Here is a 17,914-nt window from a genome sequence, read left to right on the forward strand (position 1 = left end):
AACGGCGCAACAAGCATGTTACTCGTTGCGCCGCCCTTAAAACTTTATTGAGCTATCATGATTATTCCTCGTTAGATGGGCGCTCACCAAACCATTCTTCATAAATATCACCGTACGAACCGTCTTCCATCATTTCAGCCAGAGCTTCGTTTACCTGCTCAGTAAGCTCGGAGCCTGATGGGAAGGCAATCCCGTACTGCTCACCTGTCAATGTGTCACCAACGGTCTTCATATCGCCAAGGGCTTCCGTTTCGATGTAGTAAAGGACGTTTGGCAGGTCATAGATAACCGCGTCCACACGGCCTGCAGTAAGATCCTGATACGCATTCACGATATCCGGGAATGTCTGGATCTGAGCGTCCGTATTCTCTTCCAGATAATCGTAACTTGTTGTAGCGGCACGTGTGGCAACAGGTCTGCCGTCTACATCGTCAACAGACTGAATTTCCTCTTCATCAGCACGGACAGCCAGGATAAGACCTGCATCATAATAAGGGTCAGAGAAGTCAAAGTTCTCCGCACGCTCTTCTGTAATCGTCATACCGGCAATACCAATATCGTAACGGCCTGTTCCCATTCCAGAAACAATTCCGTCAAACTCTACCGTTTCAAGGTTAATGTCAAATCCAACCCGGTCGGCAATAGCATGGATGAGGTCGATATCAAACCCTTCCATCTCGCCTGTTTCTGTGTTGAGAAACTCAAATGGAACGTAGTTTGTGTCTGTTGCGACTGTGTACTCGGGACGATCTTCTTCTGCCTCTGCTTCACCGGCTTCGTCCCCGCCTGTTTCATCGGCTCCTCCACAGGCTGCAAGTACGGCAGCTGCCATAAAAAACGGCAGACCAAATAGTCTTTTTTTCACGTCGTAATCCCCCTCTGTTTTTATTTGTAAATTAAAATTCTCCCGAATGAATAATCTTAATTTACAAAAAATTCTCACCTAACCTAAATTCTTCAAAAAACGACGAATTCCTCTGACTATTTCAAAAAAATTTTTAAACCCTTGTCATTTCTGATGAAAAAACAGATGTAAGCGCTTTATTAAAGGGTTTTTAAGTGTGTAAAGTTTTATGACACAGGTATTTCATGCTATACTATTTGAAATTATAGAATTGACAAAATAGACTTACGATTTAGAAGGAGGGCGTTTCCATGAGAAAACACGGATATCCTGTTATGCAGGGATTATACGACCCGGTGAATGAACATGAAGCTTGCGGCATTGGAATGATTGCGAATATTGATGGTAGTAAATCTCATGCGATCGTCCAGAATGCGATTAACATTTTGAGTAACCTGGAACACAGGGGAGGTCAGTCAGCAGATGTAAGTACCGGTGACGGGGCTGGTATCTTGACCCAGATCCCGCACCGTTTTTTTGTGAAGCAATGTGACAGAGAAGACATTGTTCTCCCTGATGAAGGGGAATACGGTATCGGTATGGTCTTTCTGCCTGAAGATCAGGATACACGGATGAAGTGTAAAGCGATCTTTGAAGAGATTATTAAAGAGGAAGGACAGACATTCCTTGGCTGGCGTACTGTTCCTGTTAACGATTCGTTTGTGGGAATTGAAGCGAAAAAAACGAAGCCTGCCATCCGTCAGGTGTTTATCCGCTGCTCACAAAAGATAAATGACCAGGACGAGTTTGAACGTCGTCTGTATATTATCCGAAAGCGTACGGAGATTGAAATTTCAAAACGTCTGAAAGGGCAGGATGCTTTTTACATCAGCAGTCTGTCAACCCGTACGATCGTTTATAAGGGAATGCTTGTACCTGAGCAGCTTGACTCCTTTTATATCGACCTGAACCATCCGGAGTTTAAGAGTGCTTTGGCACTTGTACACTCCCGTTTCAGTACAAATACGTTCCCAAGCTGGAAACGGTCGCACCCGAACCGTTATACGATCCACAACGGAGAATTCAATACCCTTCGCGGGAATGTAAACTGGATGCGTGCCCGACAGCAGCTTTGTGCGTCTGAATATTTTGAAGAGGAAGACCTCAAGAAGATTCTTCCGGTTATTGATAAAAACGGCAGTGACTCGTCCATGTTTGACAACTGTTTCGAGTTTTTACACCTTTCCGGACGTTCTCTTGCCCACACTGCCATGATGATGGTGCCTGAGCCTTGGGCAAATGATGAAACAATAGATGAAAGAAAACGGGATTTTTATGAATACCACAGCACATTGATGGAGCCGTGGGACGGTCCTGCAGCCCTTGTTTATACAGATGGGAAGCAGATTGGTGCCACCCTTGACCGCAATGGTCTCCGTCCGGCACGTTACTATGTGACGAAGGACGGCATGATCGTCCTGGGCTCGGAAGTTGGTGCTCTTGATATTTTTGCTGACGATATTGAAATCAAAGACCGCCTCACTCCGGGGAAAATGCTCCTTGTTGACTTGGAGAAAGGCCGGATTATTCCTGATGAAGAGATTAAACTTGAAATAGCAGGCGAACAGCCGTATAAAGAGTGGGTCAATGACAACCTGCGTAACCTGGAAGATCTTCCTGAGTCTCCGATTGAAGCAGGACCAGTTGAAAATCTCCGGGAGCAGCAGCTGGCATTCGGCTATACACAGGAAGAGCTTAACAAGATTCTGAAGCCCCTTGTATCCGGGGGAAAAGACCCGGTCGGCTCAATGGGCTACGACTCACCGCTTGCGGTGCTGTCAAAGAAACCACAACTATTGTATAACTACTTTAAGCAGCTGTTTGCCCAGGTAACAAACCCTCCGATTGATGCCATCCGGGAAGAGATTATCACGATGGTGCAGACAACAATCGGGGCAGAAGGAAGCCTTGTGAATCCGAAACCTGAAAGCTGCAGACACATCCGCTTAAAGACACCGGTTCTCGCCAATTCCGAGCTGGAGAAGCTCCGTGTTCAGTCAGAAGAGGGCTTCAAAGCCGAAACCCTCTCCATCCTTTTTGACGCAAAAGGGGAAGGAGAAATGGACGCGGCATTGGAATCACTCTTTGAAAAAGCCGAGCGTGCCTATGAGGACGGCGCCACCCTGATTATCTTATCGGACCGGGGTGTCTCTCAGGAAAAAGCACCGATTCCGGCACTTCTTGCTGTATCAGGTCTGCATCACCACCTGATCCGAAAGGGAATCCGTACAAGAGTCAGCATTCTTCTTGAGTCAGGTGAGCCGAGAGAAGTCCATCACTTTGCGACCCTTCTTGGTTACGGAGCAGAGGGTATTAACCCTTACCTTGCTTTTGAAACACTCGAAGATATGCGTGAAAAAGGGCAGATCGAGCTTTCTTCATATGAAGAAACAGTAGAACGCTTTGTTTCCGGTGTAACAGACGGGGTTATTAAAGTACTTTCGAAAATGGGAATTTCAACGATTCAAAGTTACAGAGGAGCTCAGATCTTTGAAGCAGTGGGTATTCACCCGGATGTGATTGAGAAGTACTTTACCCGTACAGCATCACGTCTAGGGGGAATCAAGACCGACATGATCGCAAAAGAAGTGCTCATGCGCCATTCCCGCGCTTTTGAAGAAAAGAGAGGATCTGATGAACGCCTTGAGGTAGGGGATGAATTCCAATACCGTGAAAAAGGCGAGGACCATCAGTACAATCCAAAAACCATTCATATGCTCCAGCACGCCTGCCGTTCAGGAGACTATGAGCTGTTTAAGCAGTATTCAAAACTATTAACCGATGAAAATAATAACCTTCAGTCTCTTCGCGGACTGTTGTCATTTAAAAAGCGAAAGTCAGTCCCGCTTGAAGAAGTGGAATCGGTTGAAGCAATCTGCAAGAGATTTAAAACCGGTGCCATGTCCTTCGGTGCGATCAGCCAGGAAGCTCACGAAGCTCTTGCCATTGCCATGAACCGTATCGGCGGCGCCAGCAACTCCGGTGAAGGCGGAGAGAACCCTGAGCGTTTCACAGAGGATGCGAATGGAGACCTGCGCCGAAGCTCCATTAAACAGGTGGCTTCTGGACGCTTCGGTGTAACTAGTCATTACCTTGTGAATGCCGATGAAATTCAGATTAAGATTGCCCAGGGTGCGAAGCCCGGTGAAGGGGGACATCTGCCAGGTAAAAAAGTGTACCCGTGGATCGCAGAAGTTCGTGGTTCCACTACCGGCGTAGAGCTTATTTCACCACCGCCGCACCATGATATTTATTCGATCGAAGACCTGGCTGAACTGATTCATAACCTGAAAAATGCCAATCCCCGTGCGCGTATCAGCGTGAAGCTCGTTTCTGCCGTCGGCGTTGGAACGATTGCTGCCGGAGTGGCCAAAGGTAGGGCAGACCTCGTTCTGATCAGCGGCTACGATGGAGGAACCGGGGCCGCACCACGCTCCAGCATTAAGCACACAGGACTGCCTTGGGAAATCGGTCTTGCCGAAACGCATCAGACCCTTCTTTTGAATCATCTACGCGACAGAATCGTCGTAGAGACAGACGGGAAACTGATGACGGGAAGAGACGTTGTCGTTGCTTCCTTACTGGGTGCCGAAGAATTTGGTTTCTCAACTGCACCTCTTGTGGTTTTAGGCTGTGTAATGATGCGCGTCTGTCACCTGGACACATGTCCGGTCGGTGTAGCAACCCAAAACCCTGAGCTTCGTAAAAAGTTCACAGGAGAAGCGGATCACATCGTAAACTTCATGCGCTTTATTGCTATGGAAGCCCGGGAATTGATGGCAGAGCTTGGCTTCAGATCGATCGAAGAGATGGTTGGTCATACAGAAGTTCTTGAGGCCAACAAGGCCATTGATCACTGGAAAGCTAAAGATGTAGATCTGACGGCTCTCCTTCACAAGCCTGATGTACCGGAATCTGTAAGCCGTTTTAAGACGATTGACCAGAATCATGGTCTGGATAAAGCCCTTGATAACCAGGAGCTTATTCCTCTTTGCCGCGATGCCCTTGAGAAAGGGGAGCCGTTTGAGGCTACACTTGCGATCCGGAACATTAACCGTGTAACGGGGACGATTCTCGGCAGCGAGGTGACCCGCCGTTATGGTCGCGAAGGATTGAGTGAAGATACGATCCGCCTTACGTTTAAAGGTTCAGCCGGACAGAGCTTCGGTGCCTACATTCCGAGAGGGATGACTCTCCGTCTTGTTGGAGATGCGAATGATTACGTCGGGAAAGGTCTTTCCGGCGGGAAGGTCATCGTCCATCCGTCGAACCGGGCCACGTTTAAAGCAGAAGATAATATTATTATCGGTAACGTGTGTTTCTATGGTGCGTCAGGCGGGGATGCCTATATCCAAGGGATTGCCGGTGAGCGTTTCTGCGTAAGAAACAGCGGTGCAAATGTGGTTGTAGAAGGTGTCGGTGATCACGGATGCGAATATATGACTGGCGGTAAAGTCGTGATTCTCGGCGAAACCGGACGTAACTTCGCTGCCGGTATGAGCGGCGGTGTGGCATATGTTCTTGATGAAAAAGGGACGTTTGCCCAGAAGTGTAACCGTGACGGGGTCCTTCTTCAGCCTGTCACCAGTGCCGAGGAAAAAGAAGCCGTCTTCAAGATGATTGAAAAGCATCTTCACTATACAAACAGTTCGAATGCCCGTCGCATTCTTCATAACTGGAATGGGATGATCCAAAACTTCGTCAGAGTTATTCCGAAGCACTATGAGGAGATGAAAAACCGTATTGAATACTTCGAAAATACGGGACTCGAGAGAGACGAGGCAGAGATGAAAGCTTTTGAAGAAAGTCAGAAACCAAAAGTGTCGGCATTAACGTAATTTGATAAGGAGGGTGAGAGGATGGGAAAGCCAACAGGATTTTTGGAATACAGCCGAAAAACCCAGCATGAGCGCGATCCAAAGTCGCGGATAAAAGACTGGGATGACTATACAAAACCGATGCCGGAAGAAGAACTGAAGCAACAGGGCGCACGTTGCATGGACTGCGGCGTGCCGACCTGTCACACAGGCATGGAACTGAATGGTGTAACGACAGGATGTCCTGTCTATCACCTTATTCCGGAATGGAACGACCTGGTGTATCAGGGACAGTGGAAAGAAGCACTGAAAAAAGAACACGAAATGAACAACTTCCCGGAGTTTACCGGATTTGCTTGTCCGGCTCCTTGTGAAGGGGCTTGTGTACTGGGAATTAATGAGCCTCCTGTAGCAATTCGTACCGTAGAGCGTTCCATTATTGAGAAAGGCTTTGCTGAAGGATGGGTCGTTCCTGAGCCCCCTGAAAAGCGCACAGGAAAACGGGTAGCTGTAGTAGGATCCGGCCCCGCCGGTCTGGCCGCTGCCGCCCAGCTTAACAAAGCAGGCCACTCTGTAACGGTATATGAGCGGCATGACCGTATCGGCGGACTTCTCACGTACGGAATTCCTGAAATGAAGCTTCCTTACGAAGTTGTTGAACGCCGTGTGAATATTCTTCGTGAAGAGGGTATTGAGTTCGTGACCAATACGGAGATTGGCAAGGATATTACGTCCGATGAACTTGAAGCAGAACACGATGCTGTCATTCTCTGCGGAGGTGCCACGGTTCACCGTGACGTTCCTGCTGAAGGCAGTGACCTGAAAGGTATTCACTATGCAATGGATTTCCTCCATGCGAATACGAAAAGCCTTCTGGACTCAAACCTTGAGGACGGCAACTACATCAGCGCAAAAGACAGAGATGTGATTGTTATCGGGGGTGGAGATACAGGGACGGACTGTCTCGCCACATCGGTAAGGCACAACTGCAGAAGCTTGACTCAGTTTGATATTTACGATAAGAAAGTGGATACACGGGATGCGGTAGGGAACCCGTGGCCGCAGTACCCGATTATTCACCGTATTGAATACGGCCAGAAGGAAGCGGAAGCAGTGTTCGGCCGCGACCCTCGTGCCTACGCTGTCATGACGAAGAAGTTTGTCGGGGATGAGAACGGCCGCGTGAAGGAAGTTCATACTGTTAACGTCCGTTTGACAAAAGACGAAGACGGTAACCGTCTGCGTGAAGAAATTCCAGGGACAGAAAAAGTATGGAAAGCCGATCTTGTTCTTCTTGCTATTGGCTTTAGTGGTCCTGAGCAGGAACTTCTTGAGCAAATGGAGATTGAAACAGACGACCGTACCCGAGTGAAAGCGGAGTATGGCAAGTACAAAACGAACAAAGACGGTGTGTTTGCTGCGGGTGACATGCGCCGTGGTCAGAGTCTGATCGTCTGGGCGATCAACGAAGGCCGGGAAGCAGCCCGGGAATGTGACCGTTATTTAATGGGATCAACGCAACTGCCGTAGCAGATATAGGTGAAAGCACTCGCTCCTTTTTGGGGCGGGTGTTTTTAGTGTGTGGTTTTTTCCGGGGAAGGGGGGATTTTTGGCTAAACCGTTAATAATGAAAGTGAAGCCGTTAATCCCCTCTCAATGCTTCAGCCACATAATTTGCATCCATTACTAATTGCAAATCTATTGCTAAAGCCAATCATTCTACCAATATTGGTTATAATTCTACCCGAAAAGCTAATAATTCTACCGCAATCCTCTTTTATTCTACAGATCGGTTGAAACTAGCTACGATAACTATGAAGGGTTTATGAAGTGGGCGATTGAGAAAGAGAAGCTATTAACCTTTGAATTTTTCATCCCTTCGGAACAAGCAAGCTGGGAGTAGGCCGAAACAATAAAGCGAGAAAAAAGCCATGGATCTCAGATCCATGGCTTCGTTATAGCGGTCGACTCTCTATGACGCTTTTGTTGCTTCTCCGTCATCCTCACGTTTTTCCTCTGACTCTGACACCATGACGGCACATGTAGCGTCTCCGGTAATGTTAACCGCTGTACGCAGCATATCTAGAATACGGTCTACACCGAGAACAAGGGCAATTCCTTCGACAGGAAGTCCAACGGATGTAAGGACCATAGCAAGCATGATCATTCCGACTCCAGGCACACCAGCCGTACCGATACTTGCAAGGGTAGCAGTCAGGATAACAGTCAGCAAATCACCAAAAGAAAGACTTTGAGCGTATACTTGAGCAATAAAGACTGTTGCCACTGCCTGCATAATCGCTGTTCCATCCATGTTAATTGTTGAACCAAGTGGCTGTACAAAGCTGCTCACAGGTTTGGAAACCCGTAAATCCTCCTGTGCCACACGCATGGAAACAGGAAGCACAGCACTGCTGCTTGACGTACTGAACGCCACAATCATGGCAGGGAAGAACTTTCGTACAAACTCAATCGGGCTCCGCTTTGCAATAAACGCAATAACAGATCCGTAGGTGATCACCGCATGAAGGAGAAGGGCCAGAATAACAGCAGCCATATACAAAAGCATCGCCTGAAGGGCGGACATACCCAGTTCTCCAATCGCAGAGGCGATCAGGGCGAATGCACCGACCGGCGCAAGATACATGACGATTTTTACGAGAAACATCATGATCTCGTTTCCTTGTTCTATGAGCTTTAATACACCGGCTGTTTTGTCACCGAGTCTTGCAAGGGCAAAGCCGATGAGCACGGCAAAGGCGATGATTTGAAGCATTTCTCCGTCAGCCATTGCCTGGACCGGATTTTCCGGAATGATATTAAGAAGCGTGTCCATAATCGGCGGCGCTTCTTCTGCCTCGTAGTCGGCTGTTTCTGTCTCGAAACCGCCGCCGGCCCCCGGCTGAATAAGAAAAGCCATTGACAGCCCGATACCGAGTGCGATAGCAGTCGTTATTAAGTAAAATCCGACAGTCTTACCACCGATCCGGCCGAGTTTTTTCGGATCGCTCACACTCGCTGTACCTAAAATAATTGAAAAGAGTACGAGTGGCACAACAAGCATTGTAATAGAATTAATAAACAGTGTACCTAGTGGTGTAAAGGCATAATTATCTGCATATTGAAACAATTCAGGAGCGAATAAATTAAACCCTATTCCAGTGAATAATCCCAGAATTAAAGCTATGATGATATTCCTGGTTAACTTCATAATTTTTCCTCCTACAAATACTAGATTTTTAGACAAGATTTCTTTTATTTTAAAACTAAACAACACCACACTTCCCACGCGAGAATTACTTTTTTTATAAAAAATTATGTATTTTCAAAACCATTAAGGTAAAAATCCCCTTTTTCCATAAGAAAGAAACCTCGAACACAAAAAAAGAAGAGTCCCTCTGGCGGGATACTCTTCTTTAATCGTAAAAAAATCTCTTTTAAGTCTCCTGGAATTTTTATAGTGGCATAGATTCACCCGCATTGTGGACATATTCTACCGGGAGGCCAGCTTCTATGTAACTCCTTACGATTTTCCAATCGCCATCACTTGGATCTTTTTTGAATGTTTCATAAAACAAATTCGCTCCCTTAAAATACTCTCCGGCAATGACAAGTGAGGCTGTTATTGTAACGATAGCCTCATTTTGGCGAATCGCAACTGAGTGCAGCACACGAACATCCCAGGTGGCTTTATTCTCACTGACAAATTGAAATCCTTGCCGCCAACCTTCCAAACATTCTTCATATTCAAAGTCAACCAACTTCCCGCCCGTCATTTCTCTGCCCTGATATTCAGAGGAGATAAAATGAGACAACTCTTCTAAAGATGATTGCTGCCACGCACTGACAAACCTTTCAATACTGCTTTTTAAAGATTCTTCCATATCTTATGCGCCTCCTGTTTGTCCCTTAATCGGGGAGTTTTTATTGAGAAACAAAGTTGCTCATTTAACATCTACCTGCTTCGTACCGATAAAAAAGATAAGCAAAAGAAGAACGAAATAAAAATCAACACGTTATCAAATATTTACCTTTTTACTATAACTCAGCTATCTCCCAAGCCCAATTACAGGATTTTCTTGCATTTTGTCGAATAAAAAATAATAACAGCAGGATTCTCAGGAACGTAACAATCTAAAAAGCGAGGTGATCGTCGTGGAAGAGCAATCAAGGTATTCCCGTCTGGCTCAAATTACAAAACTCATTAATATGAAACTTGAATTACGTGAGGTTCTCCAACAGGTAACTACGGCTATATCTGAAGAAATTGTCCAGTGTGATTCGGTGGGTATTTATTTGCCACAGGAAGATGGTTCTTTCAGAGGGTTTGTGGGCAAACCGGAGACGATTAACGGCATGACCCTGGATCAGCACGTCATTGATACCGAACATGATTTGCTGGCAAAAGAAGTGATAGAAACGCAAAGGGCAATTTATATTCCTGACACGTCACAGGATACACGCCCGGATCAGCGTGCGGTAAATGCATTCAAAATTAAATCATTGCTCGTTTTGCCTATCTCTTACGAAGGGGAATTGTTCGGCCTCGTCTTTTTGTTTGACTATGGAATCCCGATGAATTTGACACATAATGAAATACAAACGGTAGAAGCATACGTGAATATGGCCGCTGTAGCGATTCAAAATGCGAACAACTTGTCCCGCAAGGAAGAAGTGATTAAACAAAAGCAGCTCCTTTTGGATGTGACCAGTGAGCTTTCCATGTGTTCGGAAATGCAGGAAGCGTTGGATATCTGTTTTCACTACCTTGCCCTCGTCCTGAATAATACAAATATCGGCCTTCATATGCTGGATCCAATGGCTGAGAAAAAGATCAAACCACAAAGCTTGAGCAAAGACAGTGACTGGACAGAAGAAGCTTGGAAGAAGACACATAAAAAGGCAAATATCGATATTTACAAAGACAAGGCACTTGGGGAAGTGATCCGGACGAAAAAAGCCCTCCTTATCCCGGATGTGATGGCGGACCCTCGTCCAAACCACGATGTATGCCGACAGTTTGGGATTAAAGGGATGTTTGTCCTCCCCGTCGTGACTACCGGTAAAGTCCTCGGTCTTATTCCAGTGGTGAATCTAAAAGAAGCGGGTTACACCTATACAGAGACCCAGCAAAAGCTGGCACAATCGGTTGTTGATATCACGGCCGGTACATTATCCAATTTGCTGTTCATGGAAAGACAAGAACTGATTATTCAGGAAAGAACGGCGGAAATAAGCAGAAAGAACGAAGAGCTGAACGATGCTGTAGAAGAATTACAGCATTTAAGCCGGGAAAAAGAACTGATTTTAAACTCTGCCGGAGAAGGAATCTTCGGACTTGACCGGAATGGCAATATTACGTTTTGCAACCCGGCGAGTACAGACATGCTTGGCTATGAATCAGCAGAGGAACTCGTCGGCAGACCATATACAGTTATATTCAAGAGAAAAGGAAGCACTTCAGATGAAAGGGGAAAACTCAATTCTGAACGGCATGACCACGATTCAGTAGAAACGTTTTTTCGGAAGGACAACAGCTCTTTTCCGGTAGAATACGTCATCTCTTCTATAATAAAGGAAGGGGACATTATCGGTGATGTCGTTACGTTCAAAGACATTACAAGAAGAAAAGAGCTTGAAGAAGAAATTAAATATCATGCTTATTATGACAGTTTGACAGATTTGCCTAATCGGCTGCTGCTTCACGACAGGCTTACCCAGAGTATTACGTACTCCAAGCTTCACGAAAAACAACTGGCTGTCCTTTTTCTCGATCTCGACCGTTTTAAGGTAGTCAATGATACGTACGGACATAGTTTTGGAGATGCCCTGTTAAAGGAAGTGGCTGAACGGCTCTGCAGATCAGTACCTTCAGGAGCCACCGTTTCAAGACAGGGGGGAGATGAGTTTACGGTCGTGATCCAAAATGTCCAGTCAAAAGGAGAACTTGTAAGTGTTGTTGACCGAATGAATCTCGCTTTCTCAAAGCCGATTATTATTGAAGGCCATGAAGTGTATGTAAAAAAGAGCATTGGAATCAGTTTATATCCCGAACATGGAGAAACAACAGAAGAGCTGATTAAAAATGCTGATGCAGCCATGTACAAGGCAAAAGAATTATCCGGAAACAACTATCATTTTTATCAGGAAAAAACCGATACACCGGCTGTACAGAAAATGGAGCTCGAAAACGCCCTCTATAAGGCACTGGATCAGGAAGAACTTGAAGTTTATTATCAGCCCCAGGTGAATTATAAAACAGGAGAAGTGATTGGTGCTGAAGCGCTTCTTCGCTGGCATCATTCCGAAAAGGGGCTTATTTCCCCGGCTGACTTTATTCCCATCGCTGAAGAAACAGGACTCATCGTACCCATCGGTGAATGGGTAATAAAAACGGCGTGCAGACAGTTGAAATCCTGGCAGCTGCAAGGAAGCAGGCAGATGGGCGTCTCAGTAAACCTGACCGTGCGTGAGTTTGAACAGGCGGACTTGTTCTCTAAAGTGAAAGACATCATTGAAGAAACCGGACTCGATCCATCATGCCTGAAACTTGAAATTACAGAAAATCAAATTATCAAACATACAGAATCCACCTTAAATAGGCTGGAACTGTTTAAAAACTACGGAATCGATGTTTCCATTGATGATTTTGGCACGGGCTACTCCTCTTTATCCTACTTAAGAAGGTTTCCAATTCAGACGTTAAAAATCGATAAAACCTTTGTACAGGATATTAAAAGCAGTGAAGACGAAGCTCCGATCGCAAGTACGATCATTACTCTGGCACAGAATTTAAACATGGATGTTATTGCAGAAGGGGTGGAAACAAAGGAACAAGCTTTATTTTTAAGTTCGAGAGGCTGTTACCTCATGCAGGGTTTCTACTTCAGCCGCCCTCTTGGGTCTCTGTTATTTGAGGAAAAATACATTACCAATTGTGAAGCAGTCAACTAGAGGAGGAAATAGAATGAAAGCTGTAAGGGGTGTACTGGATTATTTGAAATCCGGCGGAGTGGAATATATATTTGGAATTCCCGCAGGTTCTGTAAATGCTTTTTTTAATGAACTGTATGATATGCCGGAGCTCATTCCTGTTGTGACAAAGCATGAAGGGGCAGCGGGGTACATGGCTTGCGCTTATGCCAAATATAAACAGGAGCTTGGCGTGTGCATCAGCTGCAGCGGTCCGGGTGCCACGAACATGGTAACCGGAGCAGCCAATGCCATGCGCGAACATCTGCCCGTGCTGTTTTTAACAGGAGCTGTACCTGTAAGGACGATGGGGTTAAATGCTTCTCAGGAGCTCGATGCGCATCCTGTGTTTGAACCTGTGACCAAATACAGTGTGACAGTGACAAGGGCGGAAGACTTACTTACAGAAGTAGCAAAAGCAACAGACATCGCCCTCTCGGGAGTCCCGGGTCCCGTTCATGTGGCGATGCCCATTGACGTGCAGCTGGGTGATATTGAGGAGATGAAGCTTCCTGAATTCCCAGCCGGACGAATGCCGGTCGTCCCTCAGGCAGAAACGATTGCTCAAGTGGCAAAAGAGCTGAGTATGCGTGAAAAAGGTATTGTTTTTGCGGGACAGGGAATTCGTCATGTGAGCGAACAAGTCATACAAGTGGCCGAGCTTCTCGGCTGGCCGATCGTCACTTCCCCTCAGGCAAAAGGGTTTATTCGAAGCGATCATCCTTTAGCAGCTGGTGTTTTTGGCTTTGCCGGTCACGAAAACGTGTCTTCCTTGATTCATAGGAGTGGTGAAGAAGAGGGATTGCTCGTGCTTGGTTCAAGTTTGGGTGAAACAGCAACGAACAATTGGAACCCAAACTTAACGGAAGGACGATTTACAATCCAGATGGACTTTGACGAAACGGTGTTTAACCGAAAATACAATGTAAATATTCCGGTCCTCGGGGATCTTGACCTGAGTCTGTTGTTTTTAATTGATGAATTGAAGGCATTGGGCCTGGAAAGAAAAGAGACCGCTTGTGTAAACAATGAGTTTAATCTTTATGGAACAGATGAATATACGACACGTAATGTCATGCTTGCTTTGCAGGAAAAGGTACCTTCGACCACCCGCTACACCATCGATATTGGGGAGTTCATGGCCTATGTGATCCATGATATGGGTGTGAAAGAACCATCGACATTTGATATCAACGTCCATTTTGGAGCGATGGGAAGCGGAATAGGCTCGGCGATCGGATCCGCTCTTGCTGAACCGGACCGCCCTGTGGTGAACATTACCGGGGATGGCTGTTTCTTCATGCACGGCATGGAAGTACTGACTGCGAAGGAATACAAGCTTCCTATTTTGTTTGTGGTCATGAACAACGCACGCCTTGGAATGGTCTATCACGGTCATACTTTACAATACAAGCGTTCTCACAAGGCCTTTGAACAAATCCCCGTTGATATTTCGGCTATGGCAAAGGCGATGGGTGTACCAGGCATCAGAATAAGGACGATGGAAGAGTTAGTGAACGCTGATCTCCAAAAGCTGATGACCGGAAACGGTCCATCAATAGTGGAGATCGATCTGGTTGACAACGCGGTCCCCCCGATGGGCGACCGGGTGAAGTTTCTTTCGTCGTTCGGTAAATAAGTCTGTTGAGTTGCCGTTAGGATACAGCATGGAGGCTTTTTACAATAAAATTCTAATTATTTCATAAAAGAGGATTTTCCCCTTATAATTGGCAGTAGAGCAAATTTAAATGAAGAGGGGACCTATTGTGAAAAACGTAAAATTGGTAGCTGCGTTGGTTTTTGTTTTATGTATCGGAGGAGGCGTGCTCTTTTCGTTCCTTCTAGGTTCTCACGGGCAGGATGCTTTTGGTCAGGAAGCAGGGGACATCGGCTATCTGACAGAGTATGGGGAAACAGACGAAGTCATGTTTGACCTGGCTTTTGATACAACGTTTACTGCACGTGTGAACATAACGTCTCCTGAAGAAGTCGGCTACATTTATTCAGCTGTCAATATCTATGAATACGGAGAAAGAGTGGCTCATCATTTGATTGCGTCCTGGAGTTTTGATGAGCAGTTTCCTTTTGAATCGAGCGAACTCAGCCTTGCTGCAGGAGGACTGAAGGTGGAAGGAGAGGATGAAGGTTTACTCTGGAGTACCGTCATGCATGGGAAACACGAGACGGGAACGTACTCCCTGAAAAGTTCACTTGACCTGAGAGAGGAAGGCAGCTTTCAGGTGTGGAATTCAAATTACTCCGCACCTGTGAATGAAGGAGAACCGGTTATATACGGTTACGGTGTGGTGGAAGGGAACATGTCCTTGTACTCACACCTGCCAAACCGCGACCGCTTTTTTGAATGGGCCAAGGATCAGGAAAAAGTCATAACGTTTGAAATAATGATTACTTCCGATGAAATTGAGATGGGGAACTGGGAATAAAAAGAGACCTCTTGAAGGAACCGGGCCTGTGGGTTCGGTTCTTTTTTACCTTTTTGGGGTAAAAAAAGAAGAGGAGGTGCAGAAGATGGGCGATATCCGTATCGGAAACCAGAAACGATTACTCATTTCCATTACCCTTCTTATACCCTTTATCCTGCTGTTTAGCGGCCCTGTCAGGTCTGGAACAGCAGAATATTTCAGAGGGCTCGATTATTTAATTATAAGTATGGTGCAGAGTCTTCACAATGAAACGTTCACGACAGTCGTTTTAGCTGTTACCTTTTTAGGCGGTATTCCTGCATTAACGGGCGTTGTTGCATTGGCGGCTGTTGTATTTTTGTATTACAAGCGTTGGATAACGGCTCTTTTTTATGCGGGGGCAGTCGCTCTTGGCGGAGGATTAAATTCTTTATTAAAATGGTTGTTTCAAAGAGACAGACCGGATTTTAATCCTCTTGTCATTGAACAGGGGTTCAGCTTTCCCAGTGGGCATGCGATGGGAGCAACCATTACATATGGACTCCTTGCTTACTTTGTCGTCATTCATTTACAGGAGAAAGGAGCAAAAGCAACGGTCATTTCTGTTGCAGTGACGTTAATCCTTCTTATCGGACTTTCACGAATATATTTAGGTGTTCATTACTTTACTGACATTATTGCCGGTTTTTTAGCCGGCGCTCTTTGGATTATGATCTCGGTCTTTATTTGGAAACGAATAACGAAAGGAAGTACGGCAGGTGTATGAAAAAGCTGTCCAAAAGGTGTTGGAACCTTTCAGACAGCTTCGGAAGCCGTATGCTCGTTTTAATCCTTAAACGTGACTACAATCTCCACAACCTCTGAGCGGCTTCCAAGGCGGAGAGGGGGTCCCCAGAAGCCGAACCCGCTTGAGACAATCGTGTGAAGTGTATCTTTTTTCAGATAACCCCAGTCCACCTCGTACATCCGGCGGGTGATCCAGTTGTTCGGATACATCTGCCCCCGGTGGGTGTGGCCGGAAAGCATGAGGTCTGCTCCGGCTTTTTCAGCACGTTCCAGCTCAAACGGCTGATGATCCAGAAGAATCACTGGCTTGGACAAATCCAATCCCCCGATCAGCTCTTCTACAGGCTTCCGGTTTTTTTCCGTCCTATCCCGCCGGCCAATAAGGTAAAAACTGCCGGCAACCTCAGTAACTTCATCGGTCAGCATCGTCACACCAGACCGGCCGAGTTCATTTAAAATCTCAGTAACTTTACGCCCGTAATACTCATGATTGCCAAGAATCCCGTAAACACCATAGGTGGCTTTCAGCTCTTTCATCAAAGGTCCCATGTTCTTTTTCTGAAACACATCCGGGGAGTCATCAATAATGTCTCCAGGCAGGACAATCACATCTGCCTCCATCTTGTTGAGTTCATTTATAAGCCTGCGTAAATGGGTCTTACCTGACAGGGTGCCAAAATGCATATCTGAAGCCATACCAATCTTCAGTGATGTAAGAGAGCCGGTACGTTTCGGTAAAGAGACGGAATACGTCTGTTTTACAGGGCTGTAGGCATTAAATGTCCCTGTCAGAAAGATGCCAGCTAAGGCGGTCAAGGTAACCAGCCCTGTATATAAAACAGCTGCATCCTCGTCCACCCCTCCAATAAGAAGGGCGATGACAACAAGATTCGCAAAAGGAAATAAAAGCAGTCCGTACTGAAACAATCCAACCCAGTAAGCCCCCACCACTTTAAAAAACGTAAGGTTCACCCGGCCGATGAGGTACGCATAGGCGAGCAGAGCTGTTGCAGCTGTGTAAAGCCATACGTGTTCAAAGCCGAATGCTGTGTTCAGCCATATCCAGCCGTTCCAGCCAATATAAAATGTAAGTACATTATAGATAAGTAAGAAGATTCCAAAATTCAAAATGGCTTTTCCATTCATCGGCATTCATCCTTTGTTCTCCGGCTAGATAATCGTATCACCATTGAACCTGATCTGCTATTTTAACGTCTTAAAAACGTCCTTGGTTAATCGGAATATAACATAGAAGGAAAAAGAGGGAGGGGCAGTTTCTCCGTTTCTTAAATTCAATTCAGTTGAGGTTCAGCTGACCATGGGAGATAATACTGCTATACAAATGGATTGGAGGAATTATCATGAACGTTGATGTATGGTCGGACATTGTCTGCCCGTTCTGCTATATCGGCAAGCGTCGGTTTGAGCAGGCTCTTGACCGCTTTGAACATAAACAAGACGTTACTCTGGCATTCAAGAGCTTCCAGCTCGATCCGAATGCCGAGAAAAATTCAGGTAAAACAATGCACGACATTTTATCAGCAAAATACCAGATGAGTCTTGAACAAGCACGTCAGACAACGAATAACGTAGCTGCTCAGGCAAAAGAGGTGGGTCTGGACTACGACTTCGACGCTATGGTTCCGACCAACACCGCAGATGCCCACCGCCTCAGCCACTATGCGAAACAGGAAGGGAAAGTGGACGCCCTGATGGAGAAGATTATGCACGCCTTTTTCACTGAGGGAAAGAACATCGGCGATCACGAAACCCTTGAGAGTCTGGCTGAAGACGCAGGTCTGGATAAACAAGAAGCGTCCCGCATACTCAAAGGAGATGCGTATGCCGGCGAGGTGCGCTCTGACCAGGAACAAAAGCCTCTTACGGTGCTGAATCAGAAAAATAATACCAACTGTGATGACGGTTCCTGCAATATATGAACCTGAAGCTGTCTGTTTTTAAGCAGGCAGCTTTTTTTAAATGAGTCGAAAAAAATGAAAAGAGTAAAGAGG

Annotated in this window: 11 protein-coding genes; 7 read left to right on the forward strand and 4 right to left on the reverse strand. The window is 46.0% G+C overall.

What is annotated here, in order from left to right; translation table 11 throughout:
• Nucleotides 1-61: 61 nt before the first annotated feature.
• Nucleotides 62-865: a glutamine ABC transporter substrate-binding protein gene (locus JSY36_RS06630; protein ID WP_249414108.1), complete on the reverse strand. Its 804-nt coding sequence runs from the start codon at nucleotides 863-865 to the stop codon at nucleotides 62-64.
• Between the two features lie 290 nt (nucleotides 866-1,155).
• Between JSY36_RS06630 and gltB the strand changes: the two genes are divergently transcribed.
• A complete protein-coding gene (gltB, locus tag JSY36_RS06635; RefSeq protein ID WP_205165791.1) occupies nucleotides 1,156-5,742 on the forward strand; it encodes a glutamate synthase large subunit in 4,587 nt (1,528 codons plus the stop codon).
• Nucleotides 5,743-5,763: 21 nt separating this feature from the next.
• Nucleotides 5,764-7,251: a glutamate synthase subunit beta gene (locus JSY36_RS06640; protein ID WP_205165792.1), complete on the forward strand. Its 1,488-nt coding sequence runs from the start codon at nucleotides 5,764-5,766 to the stop codon at nucleotides 7,249-7,251.
• 442 nt (nucleotides 7,252-7,693) lie between these two features.
• Here JSY36_RS06640 and JSY36_RS06645 read toward each other — a convergent pair whose 3' ends face one another.
• Together JSY36_RS06645 and JSY36_RS06650 are read right to left on the reverse strand one after the other, a co-directional pair.
• Complete coding sequence (locus tag JSY36_RS06645; RefSeq protein WP_205165793.1) at nucleotides 7,694-8,932, reverse strand: dicarboxylate/amino acid:cation symporter; 1,239 nt, start codon at nucleotides 8,930-8,932, stop codon at nucleotides 7,694-7,696.
• Between the two features lie 244 nt (nucleotides 8,933-9,176).
• Nucleotides 9,177-9,605 carry a flavoprotein gene (locus tag JSY36_RS06650; protein WP_205165794.1) on the reverse strand — a complete coding sequence of 143 codons (429 nt, stop codon included), beginning with the start codon at nucleotides 9,603-9,605 and terminating at the stop codon, nucleotides 9,177-9,179.
• A gap of 325 nt (nucleotides 9,606-9,930) precedes the next feature.
• Between JSY36_RS06650 and JSY36_RS06655 the strand changes: the two genes are divergently transcribed.
• The 4 genes from JSY36_RS06655 to JSY36_RS06670 all read left to right on the forward strand — a co-directional run bounded on the left by JSY36_RS06655 (nucleotide 9,931) and on the right by JSY36_RS06670 (nucleotide 15,882).
• Nucleotides 9,931-12,675 carry a bifunctional diguanylate cyclase/phosphodiesterase gene (locus tag JSY36_RS06655; RefSeq protein WP_205166060.1) on the forward strand — a complete coding sequence of 915 codons (2,745 nt, stop codon included), beginning with the start codon at nucleotides 9,931-9,933 and terminating at the stop codon, nucleotides 12,673-12,675.
• Between the two features lie 13 nt (nucleotides 12,676-12,688).
• Nucleotides 12,689-14,332, forward strand: a complete 1,644-nt coding sequence (locus tag JSY36_RS06660; protein ID WP_205165795.1) for a thiamine pyrophosphate-binding protein — start codon at nucleotides 12,689-12,691, stop codon at nucleotides 14,330-14,332.
• 127 nt (nucleotides 14,333-14,459) lie between these two features.
• The gene (locus JSY36_RS06665) at nucleotides 14,460-15,137 is read left to right on the forward strand and encodes a hypothetical protein (RefSeq protein WP_205165796.1); all 678 of its coding nucleotides are present in this window, start codon (nucleotides 14,460-14,462) and stop codon (nucleotides 15,135-15,137) included.
• Between the two features lie 85 nt (nucleotides 15,138-15,222).
• Entirely contained in the window at nucleotides 15,223-15,882 is a 660-nt protein-coding gene (locus JSY36_RS06670) for a phosphatase PAP2 family protein (RefSeq protein ID WP_205165797.1), read from the forward strand.
• Between the two features lie 59 nt (nucleotides 15,883-15,941).
• Here the strand turns inward: JSY36_RS06670 and JSY36_RS06675 are convergent, their stop codons facing one another.
• Nucleotides 15,942-17,048, reverse strand: a complete 1,107-nt coding sequence (locus JSY36_RS06675; protein WP_205165798.1) for a metallophosphoesterase — start codon at nucleotides 17,046-17,048, stop codon at nucleotides 15,942-15,944.
• Between the two features lie 215 nt (nucleotides 17,049-17,263).
• On the opposite strand from JSY36_RS06675, the gene JSY36_RS06680 reads away from it, so the two are divergent.
• On the forward strand, nucleotides 17,264-17,842 hold the full coding sequence (locus JSY36_RS06680; RefSeq protein WP_205165799.1) for a DsbA family oxidoreductase: 579 nt from the start codon (nucleotides 17,264-17,266) through the stop codon (nucleotides 17,840-17,842).
• The last annotated feature ends 72 nt before the right edge of the window (nucleotides 17,843-17,914 follow it).

Origin of the sequence: Alteribacter salitolerans, from assembly GCF_016901055.1 — a bacterium.
Taxonomy (GTDB): Bacteria; Bacillota; Bacilli; order Bacillales; family Salisediminibacteriaceae; genus Alteribacter; species Alteribacter keqinensis.